The organism is Pengzhenrongella frigida (genome assembly GCF_004168625.1).
In the GTDB taxonomy this organism is placed as follows: Bacteria; Actinomycetota; Actinomycetes; order Actinomycetales; family Cellulomonadaceae; genus Pengzhenrongella; species Pengzhenrongella frigida.
The window spans coordinates 101,387-114,097 of the sequence record NZ_SDWW01000005.1 but is presented as its reverse complement, the minus strand read 5'-3'; the positions used below and the strand labels follow the sequence as shown (position 1 = coordinate 114,097).

Below are 12,711 nucleotides of genomic sequence, written 5' to 3'. Positions count from 1 at the left end.
CCTGTCCCTTCGGAATGGCCCCATCCTCACATCGACGGCGCACCACGTCACGTGCAGCGCCGGGTCACGGCTCAGAACCGCGCCCGCACGGCCTCGCCGTGCGCGGGCAGGTCCTCCGCGTTCGCCAGCGCGACGATCCGGTCGGCGACCTCGGCGAGCGCGGCGGAGTCGTACTCGATCACCTGGACGGCCTTGACGAAGCTGTGCACCCCGAGCCCGCTGGAGAAGTGCGCGCACCCGCCGGTCGGCAGGACGTGGTTGGACCCGGCCATGTAGTCCCCGAGGGACACCGGCGAGTACGGACCCACGAAGATCGCGCCGGCGCTGCGGACCCGCTCTGCGAGCGCGGCGGCGCCCACGGTCTGGATCTCCAGGTGCTCCGCACCGTAGGCGTCGACGACGGCGAGCCCCTGCTCGAGGTCGTCGACGAGCACGATCGCCGACTGCGGACCGGACAGCGCGATCAGCACCCGGGCGGCGTGCCGCGTGCCCTCGACCCGGTCCTTGAGCTTGGCCTCGACCGCGCCCGCGAGCTCGACGGAGTCGGTCACGAGAACCGCGGCGGCCATCGGGTCGTGCTCGGCCTGGCTGACCAGGTCCGCGGCGACGTGCACCGGGTCGGCGCCGGCGTCGGCCAGGATCGCGATCTCGGTCGGGCCCGCCTCGGAGTCGATCCCGACGATCCCGCGCACCAGCCGCTTCGCGGCGGCGACGTAGACGTTCCCGGGGCCGGTGATGACGTCGACCGGCTCGCACAGCCACGCACCGTCGATCGGCTCCGAGCCGACGGCGCCGTAGGCGAACATCGCGATCGCCTGAGCACCGCCGACGGCGTAGACCTCGTCGACCCCGAGCAGCGCGCAGGCGGCCAGCACCGTGGCGTTCGGCAGGCCGCCGTTCTCCCGCTGCGGCGGTGAGGCGACAGCGAGCGACGGCACCCCCGCCTCCTGGGCGGCGACGACGTTCATCACGACCGACGACGGGTAGACCGCGAGCCCGCCCGGGACGTACAGCCCGACCCGACCGACGGCGACCCAGCGCTGACGGACGACCGCACCCGGGGCGAGCTCGACCCGGAAGTCCGCGGGTCGCTGGGCGACGTGCACCGCGCGCACCCGCCGGATGGCCTCCTCGAGAGCGGCGCGGACCTCGGGCGCGAGCCCGGCCAGCACCCCGGCGAGGGCCTCGGGCGGCACCCGCAGGTGGACGGGCCGCACCCCGTCGAACCGTTCGGCGAGGTCGCGCAGCGCAGCGGCGCCCTGCGTCCGGACGGCATCGAGGATCGGGGTCACCAGATGGGTGGCCGCGTCGACGTCCACCGCGGCGCGCGGCAGGGCAGCGACGAGCTCGCGGTTGGACAAGGTGCGACCACGCAGGTCGAGGCGGGTAATCACGGGGCAATTCTAGGTCGACAGCGGCCGACGGCGGTCGAGAGCGACCGACGAGGGACGGACAGGTCGGTGCGCGAGGGATGATGGACCCATGAACGACGCTTCGATCACCCCGGTCCAGATCACCGGCGACATCATCCGGCTCGGCCAGTTCCTCAAGCTGGCGGGGCTCGCCGAGTCCGGCGCGCATGCGCGCGAGCTCCTGGTGGACAACGAGGTCACGGTCAACGGCGAGGCCGAGGCGCGCCGGGGCCGTCAGCTGCACCGCGGCGACATCGTCCAGCTCGACACCCCGACCGGGTCGGCCCGCGCGTCGGTCGCCTGACCCTGGGGCCGGCCCGCCTAGCCCCTGGTGCTGCTCAGCGGACGGTTCCCATGACCCTGTCCACCGCGAGGTGCAGCACGACCCGCGCCGGCTGCTCACCGAGCTGTCGGTACCGGTCCGCGTACCGCGCGACGGCCACCGCGATCAGCTCCGGATCACGGGACAGCGTGACCGTCCCCTCCAAGGTCAGCCAGCGTTGGCCCTCGAACTGGCACAGCGCCGCCCGGAGCGGCGCGCCGTCGGGGCCACCCCGCTCGACCGTGCGCGCCTTGTGGGACGTCACCCGCGTGGTGATCCGGGCCCGAGCGGCGTCGGCGTCCCAGGTGAACGCCACCGGCACGACGTGCGGGGTGCCGTCCGGGCGCACCGTGGTGAGGGTCGCCAGGTGCCGCACCGTGACGAACTCCAGCTGGTCGGGCGTGAGCGCGATCACGACGCGAGACAGGTCGGGCCGAGCAGCGCCTTGAGGTCGCCGAACAGCGCCGGGGAGCGCTCCACGCGCAGGCTCTCCTCGAGGCGCATGATCGTCGCCCGACCGGGGCTGGTGAGGCGAAGGTGGACCTCGATGACCCCCGGGTGGCTCGCGAGGACCTCCCGCAGCCGCTCGACCACGGGCGGCGTGCAGCGCGTCACCGACATCGAGACCGTCACGGGGGTGTCGGCGACCGCCGAGATGTCGGGCAGGGACACCTCCATGGCCTGGAGCTGCATCGTGTCGTCCCGCCGGCGGACCCGGCCGCGGATCACCACGACCTGGTCCTCGGCCAGCACGGTCGAGTACGCGAGGTAGGTCTCCCCGAAGAACATGATCTCGACGGAGGCCTCCATGTCTTCCACGGTGACGGCGGCCCAGGGGTTGCCCTGCTTGGACATCTTGCGCTGCATGGACGTGATGAGACCGGCGATCACGACCGTCGAGCCGTCGGGACGGGCCTCGTCGGCGAGCAGGTGCGCGATCGAGGTGTCGGCGGCCGACGACAGCACGTGCTCGAGCCCGGACAGCGGGTGGTCCGAGACGTACAGGCCGAGCATCTCGCGCTCGAACGCGAGCAGCTGCTTCTTGTCCCAGTCGGGGATGTCGGGCACCTCGACGCTGAACGAGAGCCCGTCGTCGTCGCCGTCGCCGCCGAAGTCCGCGAACAGGTCGAACTGGCCCTCGGCCTCCTTGCGCTTGACCCCGATCACGGATTCGACCGCCTGCTCGTGCACCAGCAGCAGCGCGCGACGGGTGTGGCCGAGCGAGTCGAACGCACCGGCCTTGATGAGCGACTCGATCGTGCGCTTGTTGCACACGACGGCCGGGACCTTGTCGAGGAAGTCGGTGAACGACTCGAACGCGCCCTTGGCCTCGCGGGCCGCAACGATGGCGTCCACCACGTTGGCGCCGACGTTGCGCACCGCCGTGAGCCCGAACCGGATGTCGGTGCCGACGGCGGTGAAGTTGGCCGAGGAGAAGTTCACGTCCGGGGGCAGCACGAAGTTGCCCATGTGCCGGCACTCGCCGAGGTAGAGCGCGGACTTGTCCTTGTCGTCCTTCACCGAGGTCAGCAGCGCGGCCATGTACTCGGACGGGTAGTTGGCCTTGAGATAGCCCGTCCAGTACGACACCACCCCGTAGGCGGCCGAGTGCGCCTTGTTGAAGGCGTACCCGGCGAACGGCACCAGGACGTCCCAGACGGCCTTGACGGCGGCGTCGGAGTACCCGCGCTCCCGCATCCCGGCCTGGAACGGGACGAACTCCTTGTCCAGGATCGACTGCTTCTTCTTGCCCATCGCGCGGCGCAGCAGGTCGGCCTGGCCGAGGGTGTAGCCGGCCAGCTTTTGCGCAGCCTTCTGCACCTGCTCCTGGTAGACGATCAGCCCGTGGGTGATCCCGACGACGTCTTCGAGAGCCTCCACCAGCTCGGGGTGGATCGGCACGACCTCCTGCAGGCCGTTCTTGCGCAGCGCGTAGTTGGTGTGCGACTGCATGCCCATCGGACCGGGCCGGTACAGCGCGATGACGGCCGAGATGTCCTCGAAGCTGTCGGGGTGCATCTGCCGCAGCAGGGCGCGCATCGGCCCGCCGTCGAGCTGGAACACGCCCAGGGTGTCCCCGCGTCCCAGGAGCGCGTAGGTCGCCGGGTCGTCCAGCGGAAGGTCCTCGACCCGGATGGCCGGCTTGCCGTTCGCGACGATGTTCTCGAGCGCGTCGTCCAGGATCGTGAGGTTGCGCAGGCCCAGGAAGTCCATCTTGATCAGCCCGAGCGCCTCGGACGTCGGCTGGTCGAACTGGGTGATGATCGCGCCGTCCTGCTCGCGGCGCATGATCGGCACGATGTCGATCAGGGGCTCGCTGGACATGATGACGCCGGCGGCGTGGACCCCCCACTGGCGCTTGAGGTTCTCCAGGCCGCGGGCGGTCTCCACCACGCGCTGCGCGTCGGGGTCGCTCGCCACGACCTGGCGGAACCCGTCCGCCTCGGCGTACCGCGGGTGCTTGGGGTCGTAGATGCCCGACAGCGGGATGTCCTTGCCCATGACGCCGGGCGGCATGGCCTTGGTGAGCTTGTCCCCCATCGCGTAGGGGAAACCGAGCACGCGCGAGGCGTCCTTGAGCGCCTGCTTGGCCTTGATCGTCCCGAAGGTGACGATCTGGGCGACCTTCTCCTCGCCGTACTTCTCCGAGACGTACCGGATCACCTCACCCCGCCGGCGCTCGTCGAAGTCGACGTCGACGTCGGGCCAGGAGATGCGCTCGGGGTTGAGGAACCGCTCGAAGATCAGGCCGTGCACGAGCGGGTCGAGCTCGGTGATGCCCATCGCGTAGGACGCCATCGACCCGGCCGCCGACCCGCGCCCCGGGCCGACCCGGATCCCCTGCGCCTTGGCCCAGTTGATGAAGTCCGCGACGACGAGGAAGTACCCGGAGAAGCCGAGGTCGGTGATGACCCCGGACTCGTAGTCCGCCTGCTTGCGAACGTCGTCCGGGATCCCGGTCGGGTAGCGGTTGTGCAGCCCGACGTCGACGGCCTTGATGAACCACGAGTCCTCGTTCTCCCCCGGGGGGGTCGGGAAGTTCGGCATGTAGTTGACGTCGGTGTTGAACGTCACCTCGCACTGCTCGGCGATGAGCAGCGTGTTGTCGCACGCCTGCGGAAGCTCGGCCCAGGTGCGCCGCATCTCCTCGCCGCTCTTGATGTAGAAGTCCGCGGCGTCGAACTTGAAGCGCTTGGGGTCCGCGAGCGTCGACCCGGACTGCACGCACAGCAGCACCTCGTGCGCGCTGTGGTCTTCCTTGGTCGTGTAGTGCGAGTCGTTCGTCGCCACCAGCGGCGCGCCGATCGCCTCAGCGACGAGCAGCAGGTCCTTGGCGACCCGCTGCTCGATGTCGAGCCCGTGGTTCATCAGCTCGACGTAGTAGTTCTCCTTGCCGAAGATGTCCTGGAACTCCCCCGCCGCGCGCACCGCCTCGTCGAACTGGCCGAGCCGCAGCCGGGTCTGCACCTCGCCCGAAGGGCACCCGGTGGTCGCGATGAGGCCGTTGCCGTAGCGCTGCAGCAGGTCACGGTCCATGCGGGGCTTGTACAGCTGCCCCTCGAGCGAGGCCAGCGAGGACATCCGGAACATGTTGTGCATCCCGGCGGTGTTCTTGGCCCAGAGCGTCAGGTGCGTGTACGCGCCACCACCCGAGACGTCGTCGCGGGACTGGTGCGCCTCGCCCCACTTCACGCGGGTGCGGTCGAGCCGGCTCGTGCCGGGCGTCAGGTACGCCTCGACGCCGATGACCGGCCGGATCCCGTGCGCCTTCGCCTTCGACCAGAAGTCGAACGCACCGAACAGGAACCCGTGATCCGTGATGGCGATGGACTTCTGCCCGAGGCGCTTGACCTCCGTGAACAGGTCGTCGAGACGGGCGGCGCCGTCGAGCATGGAGTACTCGGTGTGGACGTGCAGGTTCACAAAGTCCGAGGACGAGGAAGACGGCATGGGGTGGATTCTAGGTCAGCCCTCCGACAGGCCACCGCCACCCACGCACGTGCGGTGGCCCCCGACGACGATCAGCGGTCGGCGGCCCGATCGGTGGCGCGGTACGGCTCGCGCATCCGGTCCAGCCCGGCCGTGAGGTCGTCCGGGTACTCGCTCGTGACCACGAGCCGCTCCCCGGTCGCGGGGTGGTCGAAGCCCAGCTTGACCGCGTGCAGCCACTGCCGGTGCAGGCCGGTGCGCTTGGCGAGGGTCGGGTCCGCGCCGTACGTGATGTCGCCCACGCACGGGTGGCGCAGCGCCGCGAAGTGGACGCGGATCTGGTGCGTGCGCCCCGTCTCGAGGTGCACCTCGACCAGCGAGGCCGCGGGGAACATCTCGAGGACCTCGTAGTGCGTGATCGACGGCTTGCCGTCCGCGATGACCGCGAACCGGTAGTCCGCGGTGGGGTGGCGCCCGATCGGGGCGTCGATGGTCCCGGTCGTCGGCTCCGGGTGCCCCTGCACGAGCGCGTGGTAGATCTTCTCGACCGTGCGCTCCTTGAACGCGCGCTTGAGCACCGTGTACGCGTGCTCGCTCTTCGCGACCACCATCAGCCCGGAGGTCCCGACGTCGAGCCGGTGCACGATGCCCTGCCGTTCGGCCGCCCCCGACGTCGAGATCCGGTAGCCGGCCGCGATCAGGGCGCCGACGACCGTCGGTCCGGTCCACCCGGGCGACGGGTGCGCCGCGACCCCGACGGGCTTGTCGACGACCACGACGTCGTCGTCGTCGTACACGATCTTCATCCCCGGCACGGGCTCGGCGACGATGGCGATCGTCGCGGCGTCCGCGCCTGGCGCGTCGGGCAGGTCGACCTCGAGCCAGGCCCCCGGCACGAGCCGGTCGGACTTGCCCATGGTGCGCCCGTCGAGCCGGACGCCGCCGCCGGCGGCGAGCTCGGCGGCCCGGGTCCGGGACAGGCCGAGCAACCGGGCGAGCCCGGCATCGACCCGCTCCCCCGCGAGCCCGTCCGGCACCGGCAATGCTCGTAGCTCAGCCACGCTCGGACTCCGCTTCAGTGGGTTCTTGGTCGGGCTGTGCCCGGGTCTCACGACTTCCGTCCAGGCCGATGCCGCGCAGCGAGGCCACGATGATCAGCCCGGCCGCCGCGACGATCGCGATGTCCGCGACGTTCCCGACGAAGACGTTGCCGTACGCGATGAAGTCCACGACGTGCCCGCGGGCGAAGCCCGGCTCCCGCAGAAACCGGTCGGCCAGGTTGCCCAGCGCGCCGCCGAGCAGAAGGCCGAAGGCGATCGCCCACGTCATCGAGCCGATCCGCCGCGACGCGCGCACGACCACCACCACGACGGCCGTCGCGACGAGCGTGAGCACCCAGGTCATGCCCGTGGCGATCGACAGCGCGGCGCCCGGGTTGTGGATCAGGCTCAGGCCCAGCAGATCGCCGACGAGCGGGGTCCGCTCGCCGATCACGAGCGTGCCCTCCGCCCAGATCTTGGTGACCTGGTCGACCGCCAGCACCCCCACCGCCAGGGCGGTGAGCAGGATCAGCAGCTGCCGGCGGCGTCGGGGCGCCACCGACGGAGATCCGCTCCCACCGGGGGGGTCGACGGAGAGGCCGGCCAGCGGCTCGGGCAGGGGCGACACATCAGGGGTGTGGGACATCGCCGAGAAGTGTCCCACGGGCGGAGCAGTTGTCTCAGCGCCGCTCTTCGCGGTGCTTGCACTCCACGCACAGGATCGCTCGCGGGAACGCCTGGACGCGGGCCTTGCCGATCGCCTTGCCGCAGGAGTCGCAGGTGCCGAACGTGCCGGCCGCGATCCGGGCCAGCGCCCGGTTGGCCTGCACGAGCATGTCGCGGGTGTTGTTCACGAGCGTGAGCTCCTGCTCCCGCTCGAGCGCACTCGAGCCGGAGTCGGCCTGGTCGTCCCCGGCACCGTCGCCGGAGTTGCGCAGCAGGTCGGAGAGCTCCGCGTCGGCGGCCGAGAGCTCGGAGCTGAGCCGGACGATCTCGCCCGACAGCTCGGCCGCGACCTCGCGCACCTCACGGACGGTCCACGGCCGCTCGCCCTCCCAGACAGGGAACGTGCGCACGGCCTTCGTGAGGTCGGGCAGGTCGCTGGCCGCCTCGGTGCTGATGGCTTCGTGGATTGCCACGGTCGTCCCCCTTTGTCGTGATCCAGGACACTAGACGGCTGCGCCCCGACGCACAACACACCACGCCCGACAATCCGGACGTGGTGTGTGGGTTGTGCTGCTGTGTGACTCGATCGGGCTAGAGGCTCCCGGCGCCGGCGTTCTGCCCGCCCTGGGGCGGCAACGCGCTGCCCCGGTTGTCGAGGTCGCCGAGCAGGTTCTCGAGGTAGCTCTTCAGGCGCGTGCGGTAGTCGCGCTCGAAGACCCGTAGCTCGTCGATCTTGCGTTCGAGGAGACTGCGCTCCTTCTCGAGCTGCGTCAGCGTCTGGTGGGACGTCTGCTCGGCCTCACGCACGATCCGGCTGCCCTGGGTCTTGGCTTCCGTGATGATCCGGTCGCCCTCTTCCTGGCCGCTGCGCACGTAGTCGTCGTGCAGCTTCTGCGCCAGGGCGAGCATGCCGGTGGCGGACTCCGGCTCGCTCGCACGGGCGGTGACGGCGACGGGCGGTGCGACAGCGGCAGCCACGACGGGCGCCGGAGCGGCCACGACGGGCGCCGGAGCGTCCTCGACGGGCTTGGCCAGGACGGGCGCACCCTTCGCGCCGGCACGGCTCAGCTCGGCGATCCGCGACTCGGCGGCGGCGAGCTTGGCCTTCAGCTCGTCGTTCTCGCCCTGAACCGCGCGAAGCGTGTTCACGACGTCGTCGAGAAAGTCGTCGACTTCGTCCTGGTCGTAGCCCTCGCGGAACTTTGTCGCCTGAAACTTCTTGTTCAGGACGTCGTCTGCGGTCAGCATTGCCATCGGTGTCACCTCTGCATATCGTGCCGCTCAGTTGAGCGCTGGTCAGTCGGTAGCCCACCGACCACCAGCGCTCACGTTAGCGGAGTTTGAGTAGGGCGTTGGCCTCAGACGCGCGCGAGGACATTGAGCAAGATCGAGCAGGCCAGCATGAGAACCAGGAATCCCAGGTCCAGTCGAACCGACCCGAGGGTCAGCGGGGGTATCAATCGACGCAGCGCGCGCAACGGCGGGTCGGTCACCGTATAGGTCGCCTCGGCAATGATGACGGCGATCCCGCGCGGACGCCAATCTCGCGCGAGCACCTGGACCCAGTCGAGCACGAGGCGGACCAGGAGCAGCAGGAAGAAGACCAGAACAACCAGATAGGCGAGGTCGGCGAAGATGCGCACTAGTCAGCTCTGGTTGTAGAACCCGGCCCGGACCTCGCCCGGGACCGCCTGTTCTTCTGCCGTCACCTCGACGTGGGCCGGCGAGAGCAGGAAGACCTTGCTGGTGACCCGCTCGATCGCCCCGTGCAGCCCGAAGATCAGACCGGCGGAGAAGTCGACGAGCCGCTTGGCGTCGGAGTCGTCCATGTCGGAGAGGTTGATGATGACGGGGGTCCCGTCACGGAACGCCTCACCGATCTTGCGGGCGTCGTTGTAGGAGCGCGGATGCACGGTCGTGATCCGTCGCAGCTCACCGGCCGGCGCGACCGCAACAGCGGAGCGTGGGACGGCCGACCTGATCGGCGTCACCTGAGCCTCGTACTCGTGCGGCACGGTCGTCTCCAGCTCCTCGTACTCCTCGATGTCATCGATCGCCTGGTCTCCGCGTTCGTCAGCGAGACCGAGGTACAGCATTGTCTTGCGTAGCGCTCCGGCCATCGCCCTTTTCCTCTCGTGCACTCATCATCCTGCGCGTTCACGCTAGCAAGGGCGGATCATCGATCGCCGCCGACACGCCCGGGATCCGGGGGTGTACGTCGGATCACCCCGGCGAACCGCCCCGTCGCACCGCCGTCACGCTGAGCGCGGTGGGAGTAGAACCGCTCGTCCGTCAGGGTACAGATCGCGACTCGCTCGACGGACCTGACGCCCGCCACCGCCAACGTCGCGGCGACCCCAGCCGGCAGGTCGAGCGACGGCGTGCCCCACGACGTCCGCGCCCAGGCTGCGGGCACGACGGCGCTCACCTCGGCCCGCAGCTCGGCGGGGACCTCGTAGCACTCGCCGCAGACCGACGGTCCGATCGCCGCCCGCATCCGGTCGGGCCGGGCGCCGAGCCTCACCATGGCGGCGACGGCCTCCTGGACGACGCCGGCAGCCAGGCCGGCCCGCCCGGCGTGCACCGCCCCGACCACGCCCGCCACCGGATCGGCGATCAGCACCGGCACGCAGTCGGCGACGAGGATGGCGACCCCCGCCCCCGTGGCCGAGACCAGGGCGTCGAACTCCCCCACCGAGGTCGGGGCGGGATCCGTGCCGACCACCGGGTCGACGACGGCCACCTCCACCCCGTGGCGCTGGGTGGCGAACGCCACCGTGCCGCCGGCCCACTCCTCGAGGAGCCGACGGTTGACCACCACGTGCGCGGGGTCGTCGGCCACGTGCAGGCCGAGGTTGAGCGACGCGTAGGTGCCCACGCTGACGCCGCCGTCGCGCATCGTGAACCCGGCGCGCACGCCCTCCCCGAGGTCGACCTCGACCAGGGGGAGCGCCGCACGCTCCGGGTCCGCCGGGTGGACCGGCACGAACGGGTCCCGGACTACTTGAGGAAGTCCGGGATGTCGAGCTCGTCGTCGGCGCGACGGACCGCGTCCTCGCCGAAGATCTTCGGCACCTCGAGCGCCTCGGCCGACCGGCCGCCGTCCGGGGTGGACGCGAGGAACGCGGGAACGGGCGCCGACGGTGCGGGCGACTGGCTCGGCACGCCGTTGGTCGTCGGGGCCGGGTGCGCGGCGCGGTGCTGCGCCACGGTCGGGACGTCCTCGGACGCGACAGCCGACGTCGGCCGGCTCGAGCCGGAGACCTGGCCGAGCGCGCGCGCGTCGCGACGCTGGTGCGGCGAGCCGCTGTCGAAGCCGGCGGCGATGACCGTCACCCGCACCTCGTCACCGAGGGCGTCGTCGATGACGGCACCGAAGATGATGTTCGCCTCCGGGTGGGCGGCCTCCTGGACCAGACGGGCGGCTTCGTTGATCTCGAACAGGCCGAGGTCGCTGCCGCCCTGGATGCTGAGCAGCACGCCGTGCGCACCGTCGATGCTCGCCTCGAGCAGCGGCGACGAGATCGCCAGCTCGGCGGCCTGCACGGCCCGGTCGTCCCCGCGCGCCGAACCGATCCCCATCAGGGCGCTCCCGGCGCCCTGCATGACCGACTTCACGTCCGCGAAGTCGAGGTTGATCAGACCGGGGGTGGTGATCAGGTCGGTGATGCCCTGCACGCCCGAGAGCAGCACCTGGTCGGCCGAGTGGAACGCGTCGAGCACGGAGACCGAGCGGTCCGAGATGGACAGCAGCCGGTCGTTCGGGATGACGATGAGCGTGTCGACCTCGGCCCGCAGACCGTCGATGCCGGTGTCCGCCTGGACCGAGCGACGGCGACCCTCGAAGGTGAACGGGCGCGTGACGACACCGATCGTCAGCGCACCGAGGGCGCGGGCGATCCGGGCCACCACGGGGGCGCCACCGGTCCCGGTGCCACCACCCTCGCCGGCGGTCACGAAGACCATGTCGGCGCCCCGCAGGACGTCCTCGATCTCCTCGGCGTGGTCCTCGGCGGCCTTCTTGCCGACCTCCGGGTCCGCACCGGCGCCCAGGCCCCGCGTGAGCTCGCGGCCCACGTCGAGCTTGACGTCGGCGTCGGACATGAGGAGGGCCTGCGCGTCGGTGTTGATCGCGATGAACTCGACACCCTTGAGCCCGACCTCGATCATCCGGTTGACGGCGTTGACGCCACCGCCCCCGATACCGACCACCTTGATGACCGCCAGGTAGTTCTGCGGAGCTGCCACGTCATTCCCTCTCGTTCTGCGTACGTCGTCCTGCTGCGAGTGACAACCTTCACCTTGAGGTAGAAGGTTAGAGTTATGTCAAGTAGTTCTGGAGCGTGACGCTAAGGGCGCAGCGGCCCACTATCAACGACCGCGCCGCGCGTGTCGGTCACATCTTGTGGCGGCACGCCATTCGGGGGTGCTTCGGCGCGTCAACGGGTGATCGGCAGGGTCGGTGCCGAGACGTCGAACGCGCTCGCACCGGCCGTCGCGGGGGCGGCCCGCAGGGCCTGCAGCACGGCCACCTTGAGCGAGGCCTGGCTGGCACTCCCCCACGTCACCGTGGCACCGTCGCGCAGCCCCATCTGGACCGTGTCCTGGCTCGCCGCCTGGACGGTGGCGACCTCGGCGCGCAGCGGCGCGGGCAGCGCGTTGAGCACGGTCAGCACCGCCGCGAGCGTGCGCTCGTTCTCACCGTCGATCGGCACGGAGACGACCGGAAGCCCCTCGGGTGCGGCGGCTGCCCAACCGACCTGGTAGCCCTCGGTGTCGAGCAGGGTGAAGCCGGCCGGGTCGCCCGACCCGGGGCCGGTCGCCGCGACCGGTTGCGGCACCGCGGCGACCGGCTCCCGCGACACGAGCGCGATCGCCAGCCCGCGCGGCCAGGACCGGGTGACCTTCGCCTCACGGACCCCGGGGACGTCCAGCACGCGGTCGCGCAGCCCGATCGCGTCCAGCCGCGGCAGCGGGATGCCGGCGACCCGGTCCACGACGGTGCTGACGTCGTCGATCGCGACCACGGTCCCGGCACCGGTGATGGTGACCTGGCCCGGGTCGAGCGCGAACACCGGTGAGAGCAGCACCAACCAGGCGGTACCCAGCGCGGCCACGACCGCCGCGCCGGCGAGGATGGCCTTCTTGCGGACCAGCCGCCGCCGGGCAGCGAGCCGTTCGGCGAACCGGACCGCGGACCCGGTCGAGACCACCGACGGTCGCACCAGCACCCCGAGGGCCCGCCGGCCCGCGGTGTAGGTGGTCACGTTGCTGGTCGGCAGCCGAGCACCGGGCGCGGGAGGCGTGGATGCAGCGGGCTTCGGCGCTGCGGGTTTCGGCA

The 12,711-nt window shown here is 71.0% G+C and carries 13 protein-coding genes; 1 reads left to right on the top strand and 12 read right to left on the bottom strand.

The window, feature by feature from the left end; all coding sequences use genetic code 11:
- Window positions 1–71: 71 nt before the first annotated feature.
- Complete coding sequence (gene hisD / locus EUA98_RS03315; protein WP_130101243.1) at window positions 72–1,394, bottom strand: histidinol dehydrogenase; 1,323 nt, start codon at window positions 1,392–1,394, stop codon at window positions 72–74.
- An 88-nt stretch (window positions 1,395–1,482) separates the two neighbouring features.
- Here hisD and EUA98_RS03310 point away from each other — a divergent pair, with 88 nt between their 5' ends.
- Window positions 1,483–1,716, top strand: a complete 234-nt coding sequence (locus EUA98_RS03310; RefSeq protein ID WP_130101242.1) for an RNA-binding S4 domain-containing protein — start codon at window positions 1,483–1,485, stop codon at window positions 1,714–1,716.
- Between the two features lie 34 nt (window positions 1,717–1,750).
- Here the strand turns inward: EUA98_RS03310 and EUA98_RS03305 are convergent, their stop codons facing one another.
- The 11 genes from EUA98_RS03305 to EUA98_RS03255 form a co-directional block, all read right to left on the bottom strand.
- Window positions 1,751–2,149 (bottom strand): pyridoxamine 5'-phosphate oxidase family protein, encoded by a 399-nt coding sequence (locus tag EUA98_RS03305; protein ID WP_130101241.1) that lies wholly within the window; start codon window positions 2,147–2,149, stop codon window positions 1,751–1,753.
- Complete coding sequence (gene dnaE / locus EUA98_RS03300; protein WP_130101240.1) at window positions 2,146–5,685, bottom strand: DNA polymerase III subunit alpha; 3,540 nt, start codon at window positions 5,683–5,685, stop codon at window positions 2,146–2,148. Before dnaE ends, EUA98_RS03305 begins: the two co-directional genes overlap by 4 nt.
- 71 nt (window positions 5,686–5,756) lie before the next feature.
- On the bottom strand, window positions 5,757–6,725 hold the full coding sequence (locus EUA98_RS03295) for an RluA family pseudouridine synthase (protein ID WP_130101239.1): 969 nt from the start codon (window positions 6,723–6,725) through the stop codon (window positions 5,757–5,759).
- Window positions 6,718–7,350, bottom strand: a complete 633-nt coding sequence (locus tag EUA98_RS03290) for a signal peptidase II (RefSeq protein ID WP_130101238.1) — start codon at window positions 7,348–7,350, stop codon at window positions 6,718–6,720. The genes EUA98_RS03295 and EUA98_RS03290 overlap by 8 nt, the downstream gene beginning before the upstream one ends.
- A 34-nt stretch (window positions 7,351–7,384) precedes the next feature.
- On the bottom strand, window positions 7,385–7,843 hold the full coding sequence (locus EUA98_RS03285; protein ID WP_130101237.1) for a TraR/DksA family transcriptional regulator: 459 nt from the start codon (window positions 7,841–7,843) through the stop codon (window positions 7,385–7,387).
- Between the two features lie 118 nt (window positions 7,844–7,961).
- A complete protein-coding gene (locus tag EUA98_RS03280; protein ID WP_130101236.1) occupies window positions 7,962–8,624 on the bottom strand; it encodes a DivIVA domain-containing protein in 663 nt (220 codons plus the stop codon).
- A 104-nt stretch (window positions 8,625–8,728) separates the two neighbouring features.
- Window positions 8,729–9,013 (bottom strand): YggT family protein, encoded by a 285-nt coding sequence (locus tag EUA98_RS03275; RefSeq protein WP_130101235.1) that lies wholly within the window; start codon window positions 9,011–9,013, stop codon window positions 8,729–8,731.
- Between the two features lie 3 nt (window positions 9,014–9,016).
- On the bottom strand, window positions 9,017–9,490 hold the full coding sequence (locus tag EUA98_RS03270) for a cell division protein SepF (RefSeq protein ID WP_130101234.1): 474 nt from the start codon (window positions 9,488–9,490) through the stop codon (window positions 9,017–9,019).
- Window positions 9,491–9,546: 56 nt separating this feature from the next.
- Complete coding sequence (locus tag EUA98_RS03265; protein ID WP_242511241.1) at window positions 9,547–10,356, bottom strand: purine nucleoside phosphorylase YfiH/LACC1 family protein; 810 nt, start codon at window positions 10,354–10,356, stop codon at window positions 9,547–9,549.
- A 14-nt stretch (window positions 10,357–10,370) separates the two neighbouring features.
- A complete protein-coding gene (gene ftsZ / locus EUA98_RS03260; protein ID WP_130101233.1) occupies window positions 10,371–11,618 on the bottom strand; it encodes a cell division protein FtsZ in 1,248 nt (415 codons plus the stop codon).
- 191 nt (window positions 11,619–11,809) lie between these two features.
- A complete protein-coding gene (locus EUA98_RS03255) occupies window positions 11,810–12,637 on the bottom strand; it encodes a cell division protein FtsQ/DivIB (RefSeq protein ID WP_130101232.1) in 828 nt (275 codons plus the stop codon).
- Window positions 12,638–12,711: the final 74 nt, after the last annotated feature.

Bases quoted from the DNA above. Each gene is read 5' to 3' on its own strand.
- EUA98_RS03310 (WP_130101242.1), top strand. From the start codon at position 1,483: ATGAACGACGCTTCGATCACCCCGGTCCAGATCACCGGCGACATCATC.
- dnaE (WP_130101240.1), bottom strand. From the start codon at position 5,685: ATGCCGTCTTCCTCGTCCTCGGACTTTGTGAACCTGCACGTCCACACC.
- EUA98_RS03290 (WP_130101238.1), bottom strand. From the start codon at position 7,350: ATGTCCCACACCCCTGATGTGTCGCCCCTGCCCGAGCCGCTGGCCGGC.
- EUA98_RS03280 (WP_130101236.1), bottom strand. From the start codon at position 8,624: ATGGCAATGCTGACCGCAGACGACGTCCTGAACAAGAAGTTTCAGGCG.
- EUA98_RS03270 (WP_130101234.1), bottom strand. From the start codon at position 9,490: ATGGCCGGAGCGCTACGCAAGACAATGCTGTACCTCGGTCTCGCTGAC.